Source organism: Actinoallomurus sp. NPDC050550 (genome assembly GCF_040655075.1).
Taxonomy (GTDB): Bacteria; Actinomycetota; Actinomycetes; order Streptosporangiales; family Streptosporangiaceae; genus Actinoallomurus.
Map to the genome: position 1 here is coordinate 252,810 of NZ_JBFAJC010000006.1, position 21,753 is coordinate 274,562.

A 21,753-nucleotide genomic window follows, 5' to 3' on the forward strand; every position below is an offset into this window, starting at 1 on the left:
TCCTGACGGGCCGGAGCCGCGTCCGGCTCCGGCCTGAGATCCGGTCTCAGCGGAATGCGGCGACGTTGCGGGCCGCCCAGTCGGCGAACGAGCGGGGCGGGCGGCCGAGGACGTGCTCGATGTCGGGGCTCACGCGCTGCTCTGCGGGCAGTGGCTCGCCGAGGATGGCCAGCGTGCCCTCCACCACGGGCTCGGGCATGAACTGCAGCATCTGCGCCCGGGCCTCCGCGCGGGTCTGCTCGACGAACCGCACGGGGCTCCCCAGCGCGTCGGCGATCGCCTGGGCGCGCTCGCGGGGCGTGGTCGGGGCCGGTCCGGTGAGCTCGTACGTCCGGCCGGCGTGCCCGTCCTCGATCAGGACCCCGGCCGCGACCTCGGCGATGTCGTCCGGGTCGACGGTCGGCAGGCCGATGTCGCCGAACGGCGCGGCGGCCATCCGCTCCGAGCGCACCGTCTCGGCCCAGGCGTAGGCGTTCGAGTCGAATCCGCCGGGCCGGAGGATCGTCCAGGCCAGGCCCGACTCCCGTACGGCGTCCTCGAAGGCGCGGGGGTGGCGGTAGGCCTCCGGCCGGGTGCCCGCGCCCTGGGAGGACAGCAGGACGATCCGGCGCAGGCCGGCGCCCTTCGCGACGTCGACGATGCCCTGTGGGTCACCTCCGGCGACGAGGAGGAAGAGCGAGTCGGCCTCCTCGAGCGCGGGCTTGAGGCTCGCCGGATCGTCCAGGTCGGCGGGCACGTGCCGGACCCCTTCCGGCAGGCCGGCGGCCGAGGCGCGCCGGGAGACCGCCGTCACCTGCTCGCCTGCCGTCGCGAGCAGCTGGACGAGCCGTCCACCGACGTTCCCGGTCGCTCCCGTTACCACGATCATGTCCTTCTCCTTGCGAGTGAGTCAGTTGGCTAACTAAGAAGACCATAGCCACTCGAGCGGCGGCTGTCCATAGTTAGTTGGATAACTGACTCAAGCGGTGTAGAGGGCCGGCGCGGGTGATTGGGCTCGTCATCCGGGGTAAGGCTGACGATGGTCCGTCAACGGCTCGATCGGGGGGAGCGATGGCGGCCGTTCATCACCGGTACGGCACGGTCCGTGGTCGGCGGCTCTTCTACCGGGAGGCCGGCCCTGCGGACGCTCCTTTGATCGTGTTGCTGCACGGCTTCCCGGCCAGCTCGTTCATGTTCCGCGACCTCATTCCGTTGCTGTCCGACCGGTACCGCGTCATCGCTCCGGATCATCTTGGGTTCGGCCTGTCCGATATGCCGAGGGCCGAGGAGTTCGACTACACGTTCGATGCACTGACGGATCTCACCGAAGGCCTGCTCGATGAGCTCGGCGTCGTCCGGTACGCCATCTACGTCCAGGACTACGGCGCACCGATCGGGTGGCGGCTGGCTCTGCGGCGCCCGCAGGCGATCACCGCCATCGTCAGCCAGAACGGCAACGGCTATGACGCCGGGTTCGTCGAGAGCTTCTGGAAGACGATCTGGGACTATCAGCGCGAGCAGACGCCGGAGACGGAGACCGCCATCCGGCAGGCGTTCACCCTCGATGTCACCAGGTGGCAGTACGTCATCGGGGTTCCCGACGAGACGTTGGTCAGTCCCGACACGTGGCATCACGATTTCGCGCTGCTCTCCCGCCCGGGCAACGATGAGATCCAGCTGAAGCTGTTCCTCGACTACGCGACCAACCCGCCGCTCTACCCCCGCCTGCACGAGTACTTCCGCACCGGTCAGGTGCCGCTGCTGGCCGTGTGGGGCCGCGGTGACCCGATCTTCGGCCCGGACGGGGCCCGCGCGTTCGCTGAGGATCTCCCCGATGCCGAGATCCATCTGCTCGACGGAGGTCACTTCCTGCTGGAGAGCGCCGTCGAGGAGGTGGCCGCGTTGATCCGGGACTTCCTCGCCAACGTCAGGCCAGGAGCGTGACAACGAGCCGACCGTCCGGAGGGTTGTGATGCGTGCCATCGTCATCGAGAAATTCGGCGGACCGGACTGCCTCGTCTACACCGAACTGCCCGACCCCGAGCCCGTCCCCGGTCAGGTCGTCATTGAGATCAAGGCGTTCGGCATCAACCACGCCGAGATGCATATGCGCAGGGGCGAATGGGCCGAGGCCGCGAAGGTGATCGGTATCGAGTGCGTCGGTCTGGTGAAGGCCTGCCCCGGTGGTGAGTTCCCCGTCGGCGCCAAGGTCGCGGCGCTGATGGGCGGCCTGGGACGCACCATCAACGGCAGCTATGCCGAATACACCCGAGCCCCGGCGTCGAACGTGGCACTCATCGAGTCCACTCTGCCCTGGGAGGTGCTCGCGGCCATCCCCGAGACCTATGCGACGGCCTGGACCTGCCTGTTCCGCAACCTGCAGATCGTCCAAGGGCAGACACTGGTCATCCGCGGTGCGACCTCCGCTTTCGGCCAGGCCGCACTCAGCCTCGCCTGCAACGCCGGCGCACGAGTCATCGCCACCACCCGCAACCCTGAGCGCTTCGCCATGCTGGAGAAACTCGGCGCACTGCGCGCCGAACTGGAGGGGCCCGAACTCTCTCAGCGAATCGCCGAGGCCAAGCGAATCGACGCAGTGCTCGACCTGGTGGGCAACAGGACCATCCTCGATTCCCTGGCGATGCTCCGGCGCGGCGGCCGCGCCTGCCTGGCCGGCTGGCTGGGCGGCCTCGACCCGATTCCCGACTTCAACCCGCTGCTGCAAATGGCGAGCGGCGTCTACCTGACATTCTTCGGGAGTTTCGTCTTCGGAACTCCCGGCTTCCCGCTCTCCGACGTTCCCCTGCAGGCGATCGCCGAGCAGGTGGTGGCGGGCCGGCTCAAGGCCGAACCCTCGCGCGTATTCCGCTTCGAGGAGGTACGCGAGGCGCACCGCGTGATGGAGGCCAATGAGGCCAAGGGCAAGATGGTGGTGGTCCTCAACGCCTAATGAAGATGGGCGCGGTAGAGCTCCTGGAGCGCTTCCCAGTGTCGGGCGTCCGCCTCCGCGTCGTAGGTCGGATTGTCCGGCACCGCGAATCCGTGATGAGCGTCGTAGAAGTCCATGGTGTGCTCGACTCCGGCACTCATCAGCGCGCTCTCCAGCAGATCGGCCTGCTCGGCGGTGAACGATCTGTCGTCCTTCGCAGCACCTACATAGACCGTGGCGGTGATGCGGTCCGCCGCGAGATGCGGGCTCGACGGGTCGTCGACGACGGCGAGGCGGCCACCGTGGAACGACGCGGCCGCGGCGACCTTGCGCCCGAGCCCGCCCGCGGCGATGAACGACATGCGGCCGCCCAGGCAGTAGCCGGTGGTGCCGATCGCGGATCCCGTCACTTCCGGACGTGCTAGCAGGAAATCGGCGTAGGCGCCGGAATCAGCGATGATCCGGTCATTGGTGAGCACGCTCGTGAGGGTCGCCAGTCGCGCCCGCTCGTCCTTGTCGGTGAAGAGGGTGGCCACGTCGAACGGTCTCCACTGGCCTGCCCGGTAGAAGATGTCCGGGACCAGCGCGACGTAGCCCATGCTCGCGAGGTGGTCGCCGAGCCGCCGGATCGTCTCGCGCGCTCCGCCGGCGTCGGGAAAGACCAGCACGCCCGGTCCCGTGCCGTCCCCGTCGGGGACATGGAGGGTGCCGTCGCTCTGCCCGTCGGGAGTGGAAATCCGAACGCTCAGGCGTCCCATCGCGCTGCCTCCGCTCGGCTCGTCAGCGCCGGTCACGTGAAAACGTATCAGCGCCCGGCTCGGTGCGGGGGCGTCACGCCCACCGCCGGGAGGAGGCTCGCCTCTTCGGCGGCGAAGTGCTCTTCCAGCCCGGCGACCACCCGGTCGAGCTCGTCCCGGAGGTGTTCCAGGTCATCCGCCGACTCGTCGCCGAGGAGCGTCTCGAGCTCGGTCAGGGCCTGCTCCATGACCTGGTGTTCGGCCCGCAGTCGTTCGATGACGGGTACGAGGTGGGGGAACTCCTCCTCGAACGCCGAGAACGCGCCGTTCTCCCGGGTGTGGTGCATCTGCAGGCCGTAACAGAAGGTCAGGCAGTGCCGGCGCAGCTGGGCGGCCAGGTCCGCCGGACGGTCGGGTTCCGCGGCCTGCGGCCCTCCGGCGAGCAGGTCGTCGATCCGCGCCCGTACGTCGCGCAGCTCGGCACGCAGATCCTCGTGATGCCGGATCAGCTGCTCGCCGACCACCCGGTTGCGCGCGGGGTCGGCGGACAGGTCGAGGGGGTACAGGGTGATCACCGGGATCGTGCGGGTGGTCTTCTCCTGGTACGCGCGGAAGCCGGGTTCGAGCGCGCACTGGCGCTCGTACCAGTGGTCCCGCTCCTCACCCTCGAGGACCACCGCCCGGGTGGCGAGCGTACGGACGCCGTCCGCGGTGCCGATCTCGAGCGTGACCTGCGGGTTCGCCACGATGTTGTGGTACCACTGCGGGTGTTCCGAGCTGCCGGCGTTGGAGCCGAAGACGAGGTGGCGGTCTCCGTCGCGCAGGTGGACGACCGGGGTGGTGCGGGGCCGTCCGGTCTTCCGGCCCGCCGTGGTGATCAGCACGAGGGGTACGCCGTCGAACATCCCTCCGACCTTGCCGTTGTTCGCGCGGAACTCCTCAATGATCCGTTCGTTGAGGGTCGCTGTGGGCGTCGCGTTCATGGAGACCTCCACCGGAGGGGTGTCCGGTACGGTGTGGCTGCCGTGGGAATGTTTGCTTTGAAAGCAAATATGATTTGATCGCAAACGTATATGGGTGATCGCGGGGATGTCAACGGAGCCGGAGCCCGGCCTGGGCGCGGACGAGGCGGTCCGGGCCATGCTGTTGCTGATGCCACGTCTGGCCGCACGGCTGAAGCGCACGCCGATCCCCGAACGACTACGGTCCTTCAACCTCGCGCCACGGCACCTGTCGCTGCTGTCGTACCTGCTGTTCGACGGGCCGATGGTGGTCGGTGAGCTCGCCGCCCGGCTGCAGGTCGCCCCGACCACCGTCAGCCTCATGGTCAGCGACCTGACCAAGCAGGGGGTACTGCAGCGCCGCTCCGACCCCCGCGACGCGCGGCGCACGATCGTGGACCTCACCGAGGACCCCGAGACCCGCGCGGCGATCGAGAGCTGGCTCGCCGGCGGGGCCACGGCCTGGCGCGCCGCGTTCGAGCCGCTGTCCCCGGAAGAGCGTGCGCTGTTCGTCCGGACCATCGAGACGTACGAGGCCGGCGCCTCCGGCGGTTGACCTTCAAGCGGGTCGAAGGCCCACGATGGCCGCCATGGACGACACCGGAACGCTGCTGAGCATCGGGGCCTTCGCCCGCCGGGTGGGGCTGAGCCCGAGCGCGCTGCGGTTCTACGACGACTGCGACCTCCTGCGACCCGCCCACGTGGACGGCGCGACGGGATACCGGTACTACGCCCCGGACCAGGAGTCCCGGGCCGTCCTCGTACGGCGGCTCCGCGAGGCCGGGCTGCCGCTGGTCGATGCCTCGGCCGTGCTCGACGGCGACCCTGACGAGGCCCGCGCCGTCCTGGCCGCGCACGCGCGCCGGACCCGCGAGACGGCGACGGCGGCCCAGGCGGCGATCGACGCGATCCTCCGCGACCTCTCCGGTCCCCCAGGAGGTGCGGAAGCCCGCGTCGGCGGCCCGGAACTGGCCGGCGCCGTCCGGCAGGTCGTTCCGTCGGCGGCCCATGGCGAGGCCCGAGAGGAGTTCCCTGTGCTCGGCTGCGTGCTGGTCGAGATCACCGGGCAGGAGGTACGCCTGGTGGCCACCGACCGGTACCGGCTGGCCGTCCGCGCGCTCCGCCCGAGCGTCGTCACCGGCGGCCCGCACCAGGCGCTGGTCGACACCGCCGCCCTGACGGAGATCGCGTCCTGGGCCGTACGGCTGCCGGAGGTGGGCATCGAGATCGACGGCCGGGGCGCCTGGGCGTACGGCGACGGCGACCGTCGGGTGATCCCGGTGACGGACGGGACGTTCCCCTCCTACCGGGTCATCCTCGACGAGCGCCCGGCCGCCCGGCACCGGTTGATCATCGAGCGGGACGCCCTCCGTACGGTGCTCGCGCGTGACGCGGACGGGCCGGTCACCCTCCGGGCGGACGACGGGCAGGGCCTGGTCGTACGCCGCGGATCGGACGAGACCCCGCTCCGTGCCATCCGTACGGGGCCGCCGGTGCGCATCGCCTTCGACCCGAAGGTGCTCCTCCCGGCGGTCGACGCCAGTGTGGGCCCCGACGTGCTGCTGGAGATCTCCTCGGCGACGCACCCGGTCGTCGTCCGCTCCGCCGACCAGGGCGGCTTCACCACCGTCGTCATGCCAGTCCACGAAGGCGCCTGAGCCCGCGCGAAGGGAGAACCATGAACCCGGACAATCCGGTCGTACGGCTGTGCGCGGAAGGCATGCGCGCGGAGGCCGACGGCAGAGCCGCCGACGCCCACGACCTCTTCGAGAAGGCCTGGGAGACGGCCACCGACGACTACGAGGCCTGCGTCGCCGCGCACTACCTCGCCCGGCACCAGCCGACCCCCGAGGACACGCTCCACTGGAACCGGGAATGCCTCGCCCGCGCGGACAAGGTCGGCGACGAACGCGTCCGCGGCTTCTACCCGTCCCTGCACATCAACCTGGGAACGGCGTACCGCGACCTCGGCGACCTCACCAAGGCACGCGAACACTTCCTCCTCGCCGCCGCGTGCGTCGACGACGCGCCTCAGGGCCAGTACGGCGACTGGAACCGATTCGCGATCGCCGAGGGCCTACGCTCGACCGGCGGCCTGGAGCACCGCCCCGCCGACGACCTCCTGCCGGACCTGCTGACCCGGCTCTGCGCCCGCGCCGACCTCAAGGCACTCGGCCTGATCCTGCCCGCCTACCTGGGCGACCTCGGCACCGACACCGACCGCGTCCGCCTGACGACCGCGCTGCACATGGTCCACGCCGCGAGATGGCTGCCGGACGCCGACCAAACCACCATCGGCCAGGCGATCGCCACCCTCTCCATGCCCTGACGAGAGATGCTTCGGCGGCATCTTCCCGATCACGCGTCGAGCCCGGTGCGAGGTCGGCCATCGGTCCCCCGTCGACGTGGTTATACGCTGGGTGACCAGCCCGTATTCGCAGGTCAGGTCGGATCGGGAGGGACCATGGCAGCGGAGGCTGCACGCCGGGGATGATGGCCGTGCCGAGGAGACTGCTTCGACAGCTGGGGATGATCTGGGATCGGCTGTACGCCCCGGAGCCAGATCATGAAGAGCTCCGGCGGATCGTGGCACGCGAGGGAGCCTTTCGGCGCGTCGCGACCCTGGTGGCCGCAGGCGCCTCACCGTCGGCGGTCTTCACGGCGGTAGCCGGCGAAATGGGCGGGCTGCTCGGGGCGGACTATACGACGATCACGCGTTACCGGGCAGACCGGACGCTCACCCTGGTCGCCAAGTGGAACAGTCCCGACCTCCCGGAGCTCGACGTCCCCTTCGGAGGCCGCTGGGTCGTCGCACCGCGCACGCTGGGGGGGATCGTGGTGGAGACGCGATGGCCGGCGCGTCTGACCGTGGCCTGCAGCGAGAGTGCTTTCGGTCCCTGGGCCAGGGCGCATGGCCTGGGAGTCGGTGTGGCCGGTCCCATCACGGTCGAGGACCGGCTGTGGGGAGTGATCACGACGCTGTACCGGGAGACCAACTCGCCGCCCGATGACGCCGAACGGAGTATGGGCGAGTTCGTGCAGCTGCTGAACTGCGCGATCGCGGAGGCCGACGCCCACGCGGAGCTGATCGCCTGCCACGCCGGCATGGTCACGGCCGCCGACGCCGTACGCCAACGCGTCGCGGCCGATCTGAGCGATGGACCACAGCAGAGTCTGGAGGCGCTCACCGTGCAGCTTCAGGAGGCGAAGTCTGGAATCTCGGATGAGGAGCTCCGACGAAGTCTGTCCCGGTTCGCCGAGGAGGCGTCGGAGATCGACGGTCGGCTTCGGCAGGTCTCCAGGGACCTGCGGTCCGCGGTCTCGGCGAACGGTGGATTGGCGGCCACCCTCGAGGCGCTCACCCGCCGCTGCCCAGTGCCCGTCGATCTCAACGTCCCGTCCGGTGAGGACCTGGCCGAACAGGTCGAGATGACCGTTTATCACATCGTTGCGGAGGCGCTGCTGAACGCGATCCAGCACGCCCACGCCTCCGCGGTCCGCATCGATCTCACCAGGGCCGGCGAGGGGATCCGGCTGTCGATCAGCGACGACGGTATCGGGGGCGCCCACCCTCTAGACGATGAGTCCGGGCTCGCCGCTCTCAAGAAGCGAATCGAGGTGCTCGGCGGAACGCTCCAGGTCGAGAGTCCGGTCGGGGAAGGGACGTCGCTGTCCGTCACGCTTCCGTGTTCCGCATGACCGCGGCTCGGGTCGAGTGAGGCGGGACGTCAGCGGCGGGCCGTGTGGTGGTCGACGATCCGGCGCAGCAGGGCGGTGAGCTGCTCGCGTTCGGGGCCGAGAGAGGGGCGAGGAGGGCGTCCTGGATCTCGGTCACTCACCTACCAGCCGGCCGCTGTGGATCGACGCCTGCCCGAGCAGCCGGCTGGGCGCCTGCCGCAGGAGCGTGGGCGTCGTTTCGTCGGCCGTCATGGGGCGCAGTCTAGCCGTTGGTCATTCCAATGAATGATGGTACCGTTGGCAATACCAATGTTGGCCAGGCCAATGAATTGAGGTATGTCATGGAACGGTCCGACTCTGCCGAGCTCGTCGAGCTTGTCACCCGCCTCGGGACCTGGCTGGACGAGAAGCGATTCGACGAGGCGCGCACGATCTTCACCGAGGACGCGAGCGCGGACACCCTGGGCGGCACGGTGCACGGCGTCGACGCCCTCGCCGCCCAGGCTCACCGATCGCACCCGGACGACGTGGCGACCCAGCACTTCATCACCAACCCCCGCATCGAGGTGGACGGCGACCGTGCCGCCATCGACGCCAACCTCCTCGTCGTCTTCGCGGCACCCACGGGACAGCGGATCCTCGGCGAGCGGTACCGGCTCGAGGCCGCCCGCACCGCCGGCGGGTGGCGGATCTCCCGCGTGGCGGCCAACCCGATCTGGGAGTTCTCCCCGGCCTGAGCCTGAGCGCGGTGGACGGCGACACACGCGGTTGACCTTGCCGTTACGTCAACTCCTATCGTCGAAGACGCGGCCGGAGAGCCCGGCCGCATCGGTGAATGGGACGGATCATGGCCTGGTCGATCGCTCATGTCGCTCGGATGTCCGGGGTGACCTCGCGGACGCTCCGGCACTACGACGAGATCGGTCTGCTCGCCCCCGCGTACGTCGGAGTCAACGGCTACCGCTACTACGAGGACGAGCAACTGCTGCGACTCCAGCAGATCCTGGTGCTACGGGAGCTGGGCGTCGGGCTGGCCGACATCGCCGAGGCGATCGACTCGGAGCCGAGTACGGTCGCGGCGCTGCGCCGCCACCACACCCGGCTGCTGGCCGAACGCGACCGGCTCGGCACGCTCGCCGACACCGTGGCCCGCACCATCGCCGAACTCGAAGGAGGAGGTGACATCATGGCACCGAAGATCAACCGTCCGGAGAACCTCTTCACGGGGTTCGACCCCTCGCAGTACGAGGACGAGGCCCGCGAGCGGTGGCCGGAGCAGTACGAGCAGAGCCGCCAGGCCGCGGCCGGGTTCACGCCGGAGCAGATGGAGACCGCGCAGCGGGAGATGACCGCGCACATGGTCCGGATGGCCGAGCTGAAGGTCGCCGGTGCGGCGGCGGACGACCCGTTGGTCCTGGACGAGGTCGACTGGCACTACCGGTCGATCAGCCGGTTCTGGCAGCCCGACGCCTGCGCGTACACGGGTCTCGGGAAGATGTACGTGGATGACGCGCGGTTCCGCGACAACTACGAGAACATCACCGAAGGCCTGGCCGAGTTCCAGCGTGACGCGATGGCCGCGTACGCCCGCGCCCGGCTGAGCTGACGGTCTCCCCGGCCGAGACGGCCGGTATCCCGGAGGAGCTGCAGATCCTCCGGGAGGCGGCTCGGGAGAGCCGCGAATAAATGAGCTGCCCCCTCGCGAGCCCCTTGTTAGGCTCCGGCCGCATCGGCGTCGCGTGGACGCCGTCGTCGTCCGTACGAGGAATGGGGGCTCGGCGATGCGCCAGTGGTCACAGGTCATCACGACAGAGGATCACTCGGCGGCATCGAGGACGACACTTCATGAATTCCCTGAACATCGGGGTGCTCGCGCATGTTGACGCGGGCAAAACGACGCTCACCGAGCGGCTGCTGTTCCACGCGGGCGTCATCGACGAGCTCGGCAGCGTAGACCGGGGCACGACGCAGACCGACTCCCTGGAGCTGGAGCGGCGACGCGGGATCACCATCCGGTCGGCGGTGGTCTCGTTCACCATCGACGACCTGAAGGTCAACCTGATCGACACACCCGGCCACTCCGACTTCGTCTCCGAGGTCGAACGCGCGGTACGGGTCCTGGACGGCGCGGTGCTGGTCGTCTCGGCGGTGGAGGGCGTGCAGGTCCAGACGAGGGTCCTCATGCGCGTGCTGGCCAGGCTGCGCATCCCCACGCTGATCTTCGTCAACAAGATCGACCGGGTGGGCGCTCGCCACGACGACCTGCTGCGGAACATCACCCGCAGGCTCGCCCCCGGCGCGGTGGCGATGGGCACGGTCACCGGCCTGGGCACGCGGGACGCGGCGACCCGGCCGTACGCCCTCGACGATCCGCGGCACCTCGACCAGGTGACGGAGGTGCTGGCCGAGGGCGACGACTCCTTCCTGGCGGCCTACGTGCGCGCGGACGGCCGGGTCGACGCGAAGGACTGCCGGCGGCGGCTCGTCGAGCAGACCGGCCGGGCGGCGGCGCACCCGGTGTTCTTCGGTTCGGCCGTGACCGGCGTGGGCGTGGCCGAACTCGTCCGCGGCGTCCGCGAGCTCCTTCCACCGGCCGGCGGAAACCGGGACGACGACCTCTCCGGCACGGTGTTCACGATCGAGCGTGACGCCTCCGGCCGGAAGGCGGCGTACGCGCGACTGCGCTCCGGGACCGTCGCCGTACGGGAGCACCTCACTCTCCACCGGCGTACCGGCGGGCCCACCGCGTGGCAGGAGCACCGCGAGAAGATCACCGCTCTCGAGGTCTTCGATCGGGGCGGCGCGGCACCGGCTCGCCAGGCGGGGGCGGGCGACATCGTGAAGCTCTGGGGCCTCAAGGACGTCCGGATCGGCGACCGGATCGGCGACCGGATCGGCGCGCCCGCCGACGGGCCGGATGAACCGCACTTCGCGCCCCCGACCCTGGAGACCGTCGTACGGAGCGTGCGCCCGGCCGACGCTCCGCTGCTCCACGGCGCGCTCCTGCGGCTGGCCGAGCAGGACCCGCTGATCAACGTCCGCGTCGGCGACGAGATCTCCGTGCTGCTGTACGGCGAGGTGCAGAAAGAGGTGCTCCAGGCGCGGCTGGAAGAGGAGGCGGGCATCGCCGTCACCTTCGACGCCACGCGGACCGTCCACATCGAGCGGCCCGCCGACGTCGGCGCGGCGTTCCACGAGATCGACCGGCACGGCGACCACGAGGTGTGCGCGACCGCCGGCTTCCGGATCGAGCCCGCCGAGGCGGGGACGGGCGTGCGGTACGGGCTGGAGGTCGAGGCCGGGTCGCTGCCCGCCGCGTTCCACGCGGCCATCGAGGACAGCGTGCACGCCGCCCTCCGCCGCGGGCCGTACGGCTGGGAGGTCACGGACTGCGCGGTCACCCTGACGCACTCGGGCTACGAGAGCCCGGTCACGACCGCCGGCGACTTCCGGACGCTGACGCCCCGGCTACTGGAGCGGGCGCTGCGCCAGGCCGGGACCTACGTGTGCGAGCCGGTGGGCCGTTTCGAGCTGGAGGTGCCGGCCGACCTGGTCAGCGGGGTGCTGGGCACTCTCACCGAGGTCGGCGGGACGCCCGACGACATGGCCGTACGGCGCGACACCGCGTACGTGACGGGCGTGATCCCGCTCGGGCGAGTGCACGAGTTCGGGCGGCGGCTGCCGGGGCAGACGCGTGGGGAAGGGGTGTTCCTGACGGAGTTCGCCGGCCACCGCCGCGTCGAGGGAACCCCGCCACGCCGACCGTGACCCCACGCGGACCGATCCGGGCGAGGACGCCGTGGTCACCGGGTGATCGGTCGGCGGGTCCGGGCGCGTTTGAGCTCGAAGAAGCCGTCCGTGCCCGCCACCAGCAGCACGCCGTCCCAGAGTCGGCCGGCCGCCTCGCCACGGGGAATGGGGCTGACGACCGGGCCGAAGAACGCGATCCGCTCACCGTCCGGCCCTGGGACATGGATCGCCGGCGTGCCCAGGTCCTCCCCGACCGGGTCCAGACCCGCGTGCTGGCTCTCCCGGAGGGCCTCGTCATGGTCGGTCACGTCGGCCGCGTCGGCGAGTTCCGCCGGCAGCCCCACCTCGGCCAGCGCGTCCAGGTAGAGGGCCCGCCCGATGGGCGCCTTGTCGTGATGGATCCGGGTGCCGAGCGCCGTGTAGAGGTCGCGCAGCACCTCGTTTCCGTACTTCCGCTCGGCCGCGATGGCGACGCGCACGGGTCCCCGCGCGTCGCGCAGCCACTCGACGTACCAGTCCTCCAGGCCTTCACGGCCGTCGTTCAGCATCGCCAGGCTCATGACGTGGAAGCGCACCTGGACGTCGCGCACCTTCTCCACCTCGAGGAGCCAGCGGGAGGCGATCCACGCCCACGGGCATTTGGGGTCGAACCACATGTCAGCACTGATCACGCGGTCAGACTAGGAAGCAGAATGGCCGGGCGTAAGGACCAATGTGCTACATACTGATTGGGCCAATGGCCTGGAGCCGGCCGGGTCGGGGAAGGCGGGTCGACCGGTGGATCGACCGGCTTCGTAGGATGACCGAGGACCTGCTGCGCTCGCGGGAGGTGCCCGACGACGTTCCGGGAGAGCCCCGATGGGAAACGAGCCGATTCGGCCTGACGTGACGGTCGTCGAGGTGCCGCAGTGGCAGGGATCGTCCTCGGCGACCGCCCATCGCCTACGCGCCGGAGCCCGCCTCCTCGGCGACCTCGTCCCCGCCGCCGACCGGGTGTGCGTCGATGTCGCGAGCGACGACGGCCGCCGGGCGCTGGCGGCCAACGCCCAGCGGACACGCGCCGCATTGGAACGCGCCGATGGCCGGTTCACCGTCACGCTCGGCGGCGACTGCGGTGTCGAACTCGAGCCGATCGCCGCCGCGGCGCGCCGGTACGGAGACCGGCTCGCCGTCGTGTGGTTCGACGCGCACGGCGACCTCAACACACCGGAGTCCTCGCCGTCCGGCGCGTTCCACGGCATGGTGCTGCGCACGCTGCTCGGCGAGGGGCCCGCGGATCTGGTGCCCGACCGGCCCCTGAAACCCCGCCAGGTCGTGCTCGCCGGGGTACGGGACCTCGACCCGGCCGAGCGCGACTACGCGGCCGCCGCCGGCATCCCGACCGTCGGCGACCCGGAAGCCCTCGTCGAGGCGGTCGGCGACGCGTCCGCCGTGTACGTCCACATCGACCTCGACGTCCTCGACCCGGAGGTGTTCCGCTCCGTCGGCGTGCCCACCCCACAGGGGCTGACCCCGGACCGGCTGCTCGCGATGGTGACCGCCCTCGCACGGCGGTTCGAGGTGGCCGGACTCGGCATCACCGAGTACGAGCCCGCGCGGCCCGAGGATCAGGACCTCCTCGCCGACCTGATCCGTCCTATCGCGGACGCGTGCCGCTCGTCGGTCGCCGCGGTGGTCGAATCCCGGGCCCGCGCCGCCTGGCCGGCGGAGTTCACCGACGAACACGAGGGCTGGCTGCTACGGCACACCCCGGACGTCGGACGCCGCCGCTCGAACTCCGCGGTGCCGCCGCCGTCGGGCGGCGAGGCGACGATCGGCGACGTTGAGAGGTTCTACCGGGACCGCGACCGGCCGGTGATCGTCCAGATCCCCGACGCCCTCGGCGACCTCGACGCTCTCCTGGACCGCCGAGGCTATCGCCGGGAGGCGCCGACGACGGTACTGACGGCGTTCACCGAGGAGGTCGTCGCGGCCACGGCCGGCGCGGAGACGCCGTCCGTCGACCTCGACGAGGACCTGGAGCGTCCACTGCGGGTCTTCGCCGAGTTGGACGACCACGCCGACACGACCGCGGTCGGGGAGAAGGTGATCTCCCGGATCGCGCGGCCCACCGGGTTCGCGAGCGTGACGCGGAACGGCAAGGCCGTCGGGATGGGGCTGTTCGTAGCCGACGCGGGGTGGGCGGGCGCCTTCTGCATGGCCACCCGCCCGGACCTTCGGCGGCAGGGCGTCGGCACCGCCGTCCTGGGCGCCGGCGCCCGGTGGGCCGCCCGCCAGCGCGCGGACCGGCTCTACCTCCAGGTCGAGACGGACAACGACGCCGCCTGGCGGCTCTACCAAAACGTCGGCTTCACCCCGTCATACGCCTACCACTACCGGATCGCCCCCTGACCGGAGCGACCTGGCGAGAGGAGCGCCCCCGAGAGCGGGCCCGGGGCGGACTGCCCGGCCGTCAGCGGCCGGCGCGGTCGGGCGAGCCGGACTCCACCCAGCGGTAGACCGCCTCGACGCCCTCGGCGACCGTCGTACGCGGTGTCCAGCCGAGGTCCCGCTCGGCGGCGTCGACGGCCAGGGCGCTGCGCTGCAGCTCGCCGGCGCGGGCCGGCGCGAACTCCGGGTCCAGGTCACGACCGGCCGCCTGGCCGAGCAGGTCGATCAGCTCCCGGACGCTCGTCTCGTGGCCGGTCCCGATGTTCCACATGCCCGGCTGGTCGGTCTGGGCGGCGGCGAGGAAGGCCCTTGCGACATCCTTGACGTACACGTAGTCGCGCGTCTGGTTGCCGTCGCCGAACACCGTCGGCCGCTCCCCCCGGACGGCGCGCCCGCAGAAGATGCCGACCACGCCCGCCTCACCGGCGGGGTCCTGGCGCGGGCCGTAGACGTTGGCGAGCCGAAGCGCCGCGTGCCGCGTGCCGTACAGCCGGTTGTAAAGGCCTAGGTACTGCTCGGCGCAGTACTTCGCCGTGCCGTACGGCGCCTCCGGCCCGGGCAGCACGTCCTCGGGCGTCGGTATCGGCGCGTCCACCCCGTAGATCGCGCCTCCGGTGCTGGCGAACAGCACCCGGGCGCCGACCGCGCGGGCGGCCTCCAGCACGTTGACCGTGCCGACGACGTTGACGACCGCGTCGTCGGCGGGGGCGTCCACCGACACCCGTACGTCGATCTGCGCGGCCAGATGGCAGATCAGCTCCGGCCGTACGCGCTCGACGATCGAGCGCAGGGCGGCCGCGTCCGTGATGCTCGCCTTGTGGACGACGACGGAGGGGTCGAGGCGCCCCGGCCGGCCACGGGACAGGTCGTCGAGCACCGTGACCTCGTCGCCGTTGTCGAGGAAGACGTCCGTCAGATGAGAGCCGATGAAGCCGGCGCCGCCGGTCACGAGGATGCGCATGTTCCGCAAGCGTAGGCGATCCGCACACAGCCCCGGCATCGACCGACGGCGAATGTGGATACGCACTTCCACACCGGCCGGCGGCGATACCCGCGCGCCGGCCGGTGGCGCGGCGTGGGCAGTCGCGGTCCCGATCGGCCACGACCCACGCCGGCTCGGTATCGAGGGGCGCGACCCGCCGCTTCGGCATCGACCGAAGGCGATACACAGGCGGCCGGGCACCGATCCGCGGTGGCCCGCGCGCCGGCTCGGGATCGAGCCGTGGCGTGGCGCGGGCCGCCGGGGCACGGTGTCGGTTGCCCCGGTCAGGCGGCGGGCACCTTGTCGAGGAAGCCGTGGACGTTCTGGATCCGGCCGTCTTCGGCGAGGACCACCACGTCGAACCCGATGACGATCGCCTCGGCGTCGGCCGGGCCGAGCTCCCAGGTGAACCTGGCGAGGTTGTGGTGGGCGTCGACCGCCGGGCCGGGCCGGAAGACGAAGTCGGGGAACTGGGCCTGCACGGCACCGATGACCGCGTCGATGGCCTCGTGCCCGGCCACGTCGGCCAGCGGGTCCAGGTAGGTGCCGTCCTCGGTCCACAGTGCCTCGACCGCGGCGCGGCGGGCGGCGGGGTCCTTCTCGTTCCAGGTGTCGATGTAGCGGCCGACCAGCTCGTTGATGTCGCTCATGGTGTTCCTCTCTGAGATCCGATGCCTCAAAGATGCCGGAGCGCGAGCGGAAGATCGATTACGTGCGAGGTAATCAGAGCTCGGTCGGTGCGCGCGGCGCGCGGCCTGGTCACAGGTCCATGACGGCGAGGACGAAGTGCACGTCCTCATCCCCCTCGTTCGCGTACGAGTGCGGTCGGTCGCCGTGGAAGACGGCCGCGTCGCCGGCCCCGATCTCGGTACGGCTGCCGTCGACGGTGAGGCTCAGGCATCCGGAGTCCACGGTGACGACCTCCCGCGTGCCGGGCGTGTGCGCCTCGCTGTCACGGCACTCGCCCGGGTGCAGGACCCACCGCCACAGCTCGATGGACGGGCGGGGATCGCTGCCGGCCAGGAGCGTGCCGGTGCCGCCGGACGCCCCGTGCCACAGGACGACGTGACGCTCGGCGGGGAAGAACTGGATCGGCGGCTCCTCCTCGACCTGCACGAGCCGCGTGAGGGGCACTCCGAGGGCCTCCGACACGCGGATCAGGGTGCCGAGGTTGGGGTTGCCCCGGGCCTGTTCGAGCGCGACCAGGACGCCCTTGCTGACCCCTGCCCGCGCGGCGAGCTGATCGAGGCTCCAACCGTGCGCCGCGCGCAGGGAGCGTACGGTGCGGGCGACCGCGTCGCCGACCTTGTCCGTCACGCAGGACACCCTAGATGGTCATTCCATTGAACCGCCCGGTATGCTGAACCGACCGATGATTCGAGAGGATGAGTCCATGCTCGAGCAGATCGTCATCGATGATGCGATCCGCGCCTTGCGTCCTGATTTCGCGGTGCTGCTCATGACCGCGGAAGGGCTGGCGAACGGCCCGTCGGACGGTCGCGTCGTCGACACCGCCGGGGCCGAAGGCGCCGACGGCGGCCACGTCGAGGCCTGGCGGGAGGCGTACCGCGGGTTCGGCGTCAACCCCAAGCGTGCCCGGCCGTCGGTGGACGCACTCCTGCGCCGTGGCGACCTGCCGGAGATCAACCGTGTCGTGGACGCCTACAACACGATCAGCGTCCGGTTCGAGCTGCCGATCGGCGGCGAGGACCTCGACGCGTACGCCGGTCCGGCCCGGTTGGTCCGCGCCACCGGGGACGAGCCCTTCGACACGGTCAAGAACGGCGAGGCGGTCGTCGAGCACCCGGACCCCGGCGAGGTGATCTGGCGCGACGACACGGGCGTGACCTGCCGTCGCTGGAACTGGCGCCAGTGCACCCGCACCCGCATCACCGAGGACACCAAGAACGCCCTGTTCATCCTGGAACGGCTGGAGCCGTACCCGATGGACCTGCTGGCCGCCGCAGGTGCAGCGCTGAGCGGCCTGCTCACCGAGATCTCCCCGGGCGCCGTCGTCCGTACGCGCCTGATCGAACCGTGATCATCGCACTCGCCCTGGCCTCCGCGATCGCCTTCGGCGCCGGCGACTTCTGCGGCGGTGCGGCCTCGCGGCGGATCGACGACCTTCGCGTCCTGCTGGTCAGCCTCCCCGCCGGGCTGCTCCTGCTGCTCGGGGTGGCGGTGTTCGGCGGTCCGTCGCACGCGTCCGCGCTCGGCTGGGGCGCCCTCTCCGGCATCGCCGGGGGAGCCGGGCTGCTCGTCTTCTACCGGGCCCTCGCCATGGGCCCGATGAGCGTGGTCGCCCCGGTGTCCGGGCTGCTGGCCGCCGTCGTGCCCGCGGTCGTCGGCATCGCGCGCGGCGACCGGCTGAGCCTGACGGCGATCGCCGGGATCGTCCTGTGCCTCCTGGCCGTCTGCTTCGTCAGCATTGAGCGGGGCGGCGGGCCGGTCCGGCTGACGGGCGGCCCCGTCCTGGCGGTGATCGCGGGTACATCTTTCGGCCTGTTCTTCGTGATCATCCACTTGGGCGACGACGGCACCCTGTGGCCGCTGGCGGCGTCCAAGGCGGCCGGTCTCGGGGTGGTGGTCGTCGTGGCCGTCCTGGCGCGTCGTGGCCCCCTTCCACTGCTCAGGAACCGCGGCACCCTCGGCATCGCGCTGCTCGCCGGCGTCCTCGACATGCTCGGCAACGCGCTGTACGTCTTCGCCGCGCGGGCGGGTGCGCTGAGCATCGCCGGGGTGCTCAGCTCGCTCTACCCGGCCAGCACCGTGCTGCTGGCCCGCCTGGTGTACGGCGAACGGCTGCGGCCGGTCCAGCGCCTCGGCCTCGCCATCGCGGTCGTCGGCGTCACTCTCGTCACGACCGGCTGAGACGGCCGGCCGGGGCGGAGCGCTGCGGAAGGCGTCGGTCGGCGCGGGTGCCATCGACCGCCGCGGCGGACAGGAGCGTACGCCGCCGTAATGCCGTGGATCGTCATGACCGAACGAGACGGCCGGGCGGCGCGGATGCGCGGCCCGGCCGTCTTCGGCGTACGACCCGTCGGGACCGGCCCGACGGGTACGGGTCAGTGGCTGCTGAGGTTGGCGACGGCGTTCGAGTGCTGAGGGGTCGACCGGAGGCCGGCGGATTCGAGGGCCTTCCGGTAGGCCTCCATCATCGCCTCGGTGTCTCCCGCGGCGCCGAACAGGTCGCCCAGCTCCCGCCAGACCCGCGCGGTCGCCCGCGACGGGGGGAGCGCGTCGAGTTCGCCGCCGGTCGCGCGGAGCGCGGTCAGCGCCTCCTCGTGCTTCCCGGTGGCCACGAGTGCCTGGGCGAGCATGAGCCGGGCCCGGATGACGGTGACCGAGCCGCCGGGGTGGGAGGCGAGCTCGGTCAGGACCCGCTGGGCGATCGTCACCGCGGCGTCGGGCTCCCCGAGCACCATCTTCGAACGCGCCGTCTCGATGAGGCACTCGGCCGCGTCGGCGCCGCTCAGCGCCTGCTCCGCCGCGTGCAGGAGCTCCAGGGCCTTGTTCGCGGCCTCCGGCGACGCGTCGCCGGGCAGCAGGCTGCGCGCCGACGCGACGCGGAGGCGTGCCTGCGCGGTCGTCAGCGTGTCACCCGCGTGCAGCGCGAGCGCCTGGTCGGCGAGGTAGAGGGACTCTCCGCCCGCGCCTTCCTCGAGCGCCCGCCGGCTGGCCTTCCGGTAGGCCGTGATCATGACGGTGGGGTCCAGCTCGGACGCGGCGAGGAGACGCTCGGCGAGCGTCCGTGCCTGCGCGGCGTCGCCGCGATCGAGGTAGGTGCTGATGAGGGTACGTCCGACCTCCGCGGCCTCCTCGCCGCCGAGTAGGCCGAGCTCGGCCAAGCGCTCCAGCGCGGACTCGCCGAGCGCGATCGTACGGCCGAGGTCGCCGGCGGCGCGGTAACAGCGGGCGAGGACGACGATGACGGGCAGCCATCCCGCCCGGCCGCGGTCCCTCCCGGCCTCCTCACGGAGCTCCTCGAGCGCCCTGATGGCCTCTTCGCCGTCGCCGCGGGCCTCCAGCGCGCGGGCCTGCCCCCACCGGGCTCGCTTGGCCAGGTCGGGGTCGTTGTCGACCGCGGAGAGGATGTCGCCGAACATACTGAGCGCCTGATCGGCGTCGCCGGCCAGCAGAGCGAGCTCCGCGTGGCGGACGCGGACCTGGAGATGCAGGCGCTCTTCCGGCTCGATGCCTTCGGACAGGTACTCCGGCAGGCAGCCCAGTCGGCTCGCGAGTAGCCGGACAACTGCGGGCGTCGGGGTTCGCTTCCCCGACTCGATCAATGAGATGTAACTGTCGGACAGCTCCGTCCCCGCCAGCTGCGCCTGAGACAGATGTTTACTCAGACGTAGGTTACGGACTCGCTCACCGACGCTTCCTTGACCCGGCATCTCGACTCACTTACCGAAGGGTTTCACCCGGAATGGGTTACGTCTTGTTCGTAGGGTGCACTACCTCACACATGGAGAGTAACCCAAACGACACGGACAACGTGGAGAAGTTTTGGTCAAGACGTGGGTCGAATCAGTCGTCAGCGTCGTCCTTGCTCGGAAAGATCATGCTGCAGACCTCGAGGTAGAGCTGTTCGGGGTAGGGGAGGAAGCTGACGACGCGGAACGCCTGGTCCTGACCTGCAGACTCGAGAACGAACTCTCCGTAGCCGAGCATCCGCCCGGTGATGGACCGCTGGAAGCTCATGTCCGTGACCTTCGACAGCGGCATCATCGCCACCTTACGGGTCAGCAGGCCCGTGGTCAGGAGCATGCGCTGGTTCGTTATGACGAAGTAGTCAACGGACCACTCCGCGACCTTCCACACGAACCACGCGAGCAGGATCAGCCAGGCCCACCAGATCCAGCTGACGACCGATCCGCCCTGCTTGGCCAGCAGGTTGCTCAGCACCCCGGCGACGATGAGGCCGCCGAGCACGAAGCCGATCGGGGTCATGAGCACCGCCGGATGGCGCCGGACAGTGATCACTTGGTGCTCGTGCGGCAGGAGGTATCGGTGAATCGATGCCGGCGCCGAATCGCCGGGAGTGACCAGCCTCATAGCGCGGTCACGAATTCAGAGGGCGAATCGCTCGCCGGAGCCAGACCGCCGGACGCGTGACGGGCGATGGGTCTCGTGCCGTGGGACTTCCCCAACGACACGGGCGTCAAGGCCCCGTCCGCCCGAGTGAGGTACTTCTTCAAGGAAACCCCGCCTCCCGAAGGCCGACCCACTGACCCATTTAATTTGTACACCAGGCGACGATCCAGCCGCAAAGAGCCGCGCGAACGGATGCGCCGACGGCACCGGATCGCGTCGGGGCACGGGCGCGCGCGCCGGGGCTGCGCGCTAGACGACGCCGTACAGGCGGTCGCCCGCGTCGCCGAGGCCGGGGACGATGAAGCCGTTCTCATTCAGGTGCGAGTCGACCGCGGCGGTGACGATCCGGACCGGCACCTTGCAGTCCGCGAGCTTCTCCTCCATGTGGGAGAGGCCCTCGGGCGCGGCGAGCAGGCAGATGGCGGTGACGTCGTCGGCGCCCCGGTCCATGAGCAGCTGGATCGCCGCGGCGAGCGTGCCGCCCGTGGCCAGCATCGGGTCCAGGACGTAACACTGGCGGCCCGACAGGTCGTCCGGCAGCCGCGTCGCGTACGTCGTCGCCTTCAGCGTGCCCTCGTCCCGCACCATGCCGAGGAACCCGACCTCGGCCGTCGGCAGCAGCCGGGTCATCCCGTCGAGCATCCCGAGCCCCGCGCGCAGGATCGGCACCACCAGGGGCTGCGGCCGCGTCAGCCGTACGCCTTCGGCCGGCGCGACGGGTGTGTCGACCGTCACAGGAGCGACACGAACGTCACGGGTCGCCTCGTACGCGAGCAGGGTCACAAGCTCGTCGGCGAGGCGGCGGAACGTGGGCGAGTCGGTGGTCGCGTCGCGGAGCGTCGTGAGCTTGTGCGCGACGAGGGGGTGATCGACGACGAGGGTCTTCATATCCCGAACGGTATCCGAATGGATGCCTGAGCATGGGGAACGTACCGGCCATGAGCGAAGGGATGAGCCCCGAGGAGGTCCGCGAGCGGCTGCGCCGCAGAGCGGTCTTCCTCCGGGAGTTGGCCGAGGCACGGGAGCTCCGGAAACGCGTGTCCCCCCGCCGATCACGCCGAGAACGGGTCCGTGAGGCAGTCCGCATGCGCACCTTCCGAGCCAACTGACCGAACCCGGGTTTTCCAGTGCCGCGAATCTTTGGGCTCCGCATCTGCCAAGATGCCCGAG

At 70.8% G+C, this 21,753-nt stretch carries 23 protein-coding genes; 13 read left to right on the forward strand and 10 right to left on the reverse strand.

Features of this window, described 5'->3' with window-relative positions; all coding sequences use genetic code 11:
- Positions 1-46 precede the first annotated feature (46 nt).
- Entirely contained in the window at positions 47-868 is an 822-nt protein-coding gene (locus tag AB0I04_RS11545; RefSeq protein WP_360882256.1) for an NAD(P)H-binding protein, read from the reverse strand.
- Positions 869-1,050: 182 nt separating this feature from the next.
- Between AB0I04_RS11545 and AB0I04_RS11550 the strand changes: the two genes are divergently transcribed.
- Positions 1,051-1,923, forward strand: a complete 873-nt coding sequence (locus AB0I04_RS11550) for an alpha/beta hydrolase (protein ID WP_360882258.1) — start codon at positions 1,051-1,053, stop codon at positions 1,921-1,923.
- Positions 1,924-1,951: 28 nt separating this feature from the next.
- Positions 1,952-2,929, forward strand: a complete 978-nt coding sequence (locus tag AB0I04_RS11555) for a zinc-binding alcohol dehydrogenase family protein (RefSeq protein ID WP_360882260.1) — start codon at positions 1,952-1,954, stop codon at positions 2,927-2,929.
- Here AB0I04_RS11555 and AB0I04_RS11560 read toward each other — a convergent pair.
- Positions 2,926-3,666 (reverse strand): dienelactone hydrolase family protein, encoded by a 741-nt coding sequence (locus AB0I04_RS11560; protein ID WP_360882262.1) that lies wholly within the window; start codon positions 3,664-3,666, stop codon positions 2,926-2,928. The two genes, AB0I04_RS11555 and AB0I04_RS11560, sit on opposite strands and share 4 nt — an antisense overlap.
- Before the next feature lie 47 nt (positions 3,667-3,713).
- Positions 3,714-4,628, reverse strand: coding sequence for a nitroreductase/quinone reductase family protein (locus AB0I04_RS11565; RefSeq protein WP_360882264.1), 915 nt, complete (start codon positions 4,626-4,628; stop codon positions 3,714-3,716).
- Positions 4,629-4,734: 106 nt separating this feature from the next.
- Here AB0I04_RS11565 and AB0I04_RS11570 point away from each other — a divergent pair, with 106 nt between their 5' ends.
- The 7 genes from AB0I04_RS11570 (at position 4,735) to AB0I04_RS11600 (ending at position 12,092) form a co-directional block, all read left to right on the forward strand.
- Positions 4,735-5,202, forward strand: coding sequence for a MarR family transcriptional regulator (locus AB0I04_RS11570; RefSeq protein WP_360882266.1), 468 nt, complete (start codon positions 4,735-4,737; stop codon positions 5,200-5,202).
- Positions 5,203-5,236: 34 nt separating this feature from the next.
- Positions 5,237-6,304, forward strand: a complete 1,068-nt coding sequence (locus AB0I04_RS11575; protein ID WP_360882268.1) for a MerR family transcriptional regulator — start codon at positions 5,237-5,239, stop codon at positions 6,302-6,304.
- Positions 6,305-6,324: 20 nt separating this feature from the next.
- Positions 6,325-6,975 (forward strand): hypothetical protein, encoded by a 651-nt coding sequence (locus AB0I04_RS11580; RefSeq protein ID WP_360882270.1) that lies wholly within the window; start codon positions 6,325-6,327, stop codon positions 6,973-6,975.
- A gap of 170 nt (positions 6,976-7,145) precedes the next feature.
- Positions 7,146-8,345, forward strand: coding sequence for an ATP-binding protein (locus AB0I04_RS11585; RefSeq protein ID WP_360882272.1), 1,200 nt, complete (start codon positions 7,146-7,148; stop codon positions 8,343-8,345).
- A gap of 320 nt (positions 8,346-8,665) precedes the next feature.
- Positions 8,666-9,061 (forward strand): nuclear transport factor 2 family protein, encoded by a 396-nt coding sequence (locus tag AB0I04_RS11590; RefSeq protein WP_360882274.1) that lies wholly within the window; start codon positions 8,666-8,668, stop codon positions 9,059-9,061.
- 110 nt (positions 9,062-9,171) lie between these two features.
- Positions 9,172-9,930, forward strand: a complete 759-nt coding sequence (locus AB0I04_RS11595; protein WP_360882276.1) for a MerR family transcriptional regulator — start codon at positions 9,172-9,174, stop codon at positions 9,928-9,930.
- Positions 9,931-10,169: 239 nt separating this feature from the next.
- Positions 10,170-12,092 (forward strand): translation factor GTPase family protein, encoded by a 1,923-nt coding sequence (locus AB0I04_RS11600; protein WP_360882278.1) that lies wholly within the window; start codon positions 10,170-10,172, stop codon positions 12,090-12,092.
- A gap of 35 nt (positions 12,093-12,127) precedes the next feature.
- On the opposite strand, the gene AB0I04_RS11605 is transcribed toward AB0I04_RS11600, so the two are convergent.
- The gene (locus AB0I04_RS11605; protein WP_360882415.1) at positions 12,128-12,730 is read right to left on the reverse strand and encodes a DsbA family protein; all 603 of its coding nucleotides are present in this window, start codon (positions 12,728-12,730) and stop codon (positions 12,128-12,130) included.
- A gap of 202 nt (positions 12,731-12,932) precedes the next feature.
- Between AB0I04_RS11605 and AB0I04_RS11610 the strand changes: the two genes are divergently transcribed.
- Positions 12,933-14,465 carry a GNAT family N-acetyltransferase gene (locus AB0I04_RS11610; protein WP_360882280.1) on the forward strand — a complete coding sequence of 511 codons (1,533 nt, stop codon included), beginning with the start codon at positions 12,933-12,935 and terminating at the stop codon, positions 14,463-14,465.
- A gap of 61 nt (positions 14,466-14,526) precedes the next feature.
- On the opposite strand, the gene AB0I04_RS11615 is transcribed toward AB0I04_RS11610, so the two are convergent.
- From AB0I04_RS11615 to AB0I04_RS11625, 3 genes are all read right to left on the reverse strand, one after another.
- Entirely contained in the window at positions 14,527-15,465 is a 939-nt protein-coding gene (locus tag AB0I04_RS11615) for an NAD-dependent epimerase/dehydratase family protein (RefSeq protein ID WP_360882282.1), read from the reverse strand.
- A 305-nt stretch (positions 15,466-15,770) separates the two neighbouring features.
- Positions 15,771-16,136 (reverse strand): nuclear transport factor 2 family protein, encoded by a 366-nt coding sequence (locus AB0I04_RS11620; RefSeq protein ID WP_360882283.1) that lies wholly within the window; start codon positions 16,134-16,136, stop codon positions 15,771-15,773.
- A gap of 109 nt (positions 16,137-16,245) precedes the next feature.
- A complete protein-coding gene (locus AB0I04_RS11625) occupies positions 16,246-16,803 on the reverse strand; it encodes an XRE family transcriptional regulator (protein WP_360882285.1) in 558 nt (185 codons plus the stop codon).
- A 76-nt stretch (positions 16,804-16,879) separates the two neighbouring features.
- On the opposite strand from AB0I04_RS11625, the gene AB0I04_RS11630 reads away from it, so the two are divergent.
- Together AB0I04_RS11630 and AB0I04_RS11635 are read left to right on the forward strand one after the other, a co-directional pair.
- Positions 16,880-17,527: a phenylalanine--tRNA ligase beta subunit-related protein gene (locus tag AB0I04_RS11630; protein ID WP_360882287.1), complete on the forward strand. Its 648-nt coding sequence runs from the start codon at positions 16,880-16,882 to the stop codon at positions 17,525-17,527.
- Complete coding sequence (locus AB0I04_RS11635) at positions 17,524-18,357, forward strand: DMT family transporter (RefSeq protein WP_360882289.1); 834 nt, start codon at positions 17,524-17,526, stop codon at positions 18,355-18,357. Before AB0I04_RS11630 ends, AB0I04_RS11635 begins: the two co-directional genes overlap by 4 nt.
- 194 nt (positions 18,358-18,551) lie before the next feature.
- On the opposite strand, the gene AB0I04_RS11640 is transcribed toward AB0I04_RS11635, so the two are convergent.
- The 3 genes from AB0I04_RS11640 to upp all read right to left on the reverse strand — a co-directional run bounded on the left by AB0I04_RS11640 (position 18,552) and on the right by upp (position 21,471).
- A complete protein-coding gene (locus AB0I04_RS11640) occupies positions 18,552-19,883 on the reverse strand; it encodes a helix-turn-helix domain-containing protein (protein ID WP_360882291.1) in 1,332 nt (443 codons plus the stop codon).
- Between the two features lie 133 nt (positions 19,884-20,016).
- Positions 20,017-20,544, reverse strand: a complete 528-nt coding sequence (locus AB0I04_RS11645) for a PH domain-containing protein (RefSeq protein WP_360882293.1) — start codon at positions 20,542-20,544, stop codon at positions 20,017-20,019.
- Between the two features lie 288 nt (positions 20,545-20,832).
- Entirely contained in the window at positions 20,833-21,471 is a 639-nt protein-coding gene (upp, locus tag AB0I04_RS11650; protein ID WP_360882295.1) for a uracil phosphoribosyltransferase, read from the reverse strand.
- 32 nt (positions 21,472-21,503) lie between these two features.
- On the opposite strand from upp, the gene AB0I04_RS11655 reads away from it, so the two are divergent.
- Positions 21,504-21,692, forward strand: coding sequence for a hypothetical protein (locus AB0I04_RS11655; protein WP_360882297.1), 189 nt, complete (start codon positions 21,504-21,506; stop codon positions 21,690-21,692).
- Positions 21,693-21,753: the final 61 nt, after the last annotated feature.

Bases quoted from the DNA above. Each gene is read 5' to 3' on its own strand.
- AB0I04_RS11620 (WP_360882283.1), bottom strand. From the start codon at position 16,136: ATGAGCGACATCAACGAGCTGGTCGGCCGCTACATCGACACCTGGAAC.
- AB0I04_RS11545 (WP_360882256.1), bottom strand. From the start codon at position 868: ATGATCGTGGTAACGGGAGCGACCGGGAACGTCGGTGGACGGCTCGTC.
- AB0I04_RS11570 (WP_360882266.1), top strand. From the start codon at position 4,735: ATGTCAACGGAGCCGGAGCCCGGCCTGGGCGCGGACGAGGCGGTCCGG.
- AB0I04_RS11555 (WP_360882260.1), top strand. From the start codon at position 1,952: ATGCGTGCCATCGTCATCGAGAAATTCGGCGGACCGGACTGCCTCGTC.
- AB0I04_RS11550 (WP_360882258.1), top strand. From the start codon at position 1,051: ATGGCGGCCGTTCATCACCGGTACGGCACGGTCCGTGGTCGGCGGCTC.
- AB0I04_RS11610 (WP_360882280.1), top strand. From the start codon at position 12,933: ATGGGAAACGAGCCGATTCGGCCTGACGTGACGGTCGTCGAGGTGCCG.
- upp (WP_360882295.1), bottom strand. From the start codon at position 21,471: ATGAAGACCCTCGTCGTCGATCACCCCCTCGTCGCGCACAAGCTCACG.
- AB0I04_RS11590 (WP_360882274.1), top strand. From the start codon at position 8,666: ATGGAACGGTCCGACTCTGCCGAGCTCGTCGAGCTTGTCACCCGCCTC.
- AB0I04_RS11565 (WP_360882264.1), bottom strand. From the start codon at position 4,628: ATGAACGCGACGCCCACAGCGACCCTCAACGAACGGATCATTGAGGAG.
- AB0I04_RS11580 (WP_360882270.1), top strand. From the start codon at position 6,325: ATGAACCCGGACAATCCGGTCGTACGGCTGTGCGCGGAAGGCATGCGC.
- AB0I04_RS11615 (WP_360882282.1), bottom strand. From the start codon at position 15,465: ATGCGCATCCTCGTGACCGGCGGCGCCGGCTTCATCGGCTCTCATCTG.
- AB0I04_RS11560 (WP_360882262.1), bottom strand. From the start codon at position 3,666: ATGGGACGCCTGAGCGTTCGGATTTCCACTCCCGACGGGCAGAGCGAC.
- AB0I04_RS11645 (WP_360882293.1), bottom strand. From the start codon at position 20,544: ATGAGGCTGGTCACTCCCGGCGATTCGGCGCCGGCATCGATTCACCGA.
- AB0I04_RS11630 (WP_360882287.1), top strand. From the start codon at position 16,880: ATGCTCGAGCAGATCGTCATCGATGATGCGATCCGCGCCTTGCGTCCT.
- AB0I04_RS11575 (WP_360882268.1), top strand. From the start codon at position 5,237: ATGGACGACACCGGAACGCTGCTGAGCATCGGGGCCTTCGCCCGCCGG.
- AB0I04_RS11600 (WP_360882278.1), top strand. From the start codon at position 10,170: ATGAATTCCCTGAACATCGGGGTGCTCGCGCATGTTGACGCGGGCAAA.
- AB0I04_RS11605 (WP_360882415.1), bottom strand. From the start codon at position 12,730: ATGTGGTTCGACCCCAAATGCCCGTGGGCGTGGATCGCCTCCCGCTGG.
- AB0I04_RS11595 (WP_360882276.1), top strand. From the start codon at position 9,172: ATGGCCTGGTCGATCGCTCATGTCGCTCGGATGTCCGGGGTGACCTCG.
- AB0I04_RS11640 (WP_360882291.1), bottom strand. From the start codon at position 19,883: ATGCCGGGTCAAGGAAGCGTCGGTGAGCGAGTCCGTAACCTACGTCTG.
- AB0I04_RS11655 (WP_360882297.1), top strand. From the start codon at position 21,504: ATGGGGAACGTACCGGCCATGAGCGAAGGGATGAGCCCCGAGGAGGTC.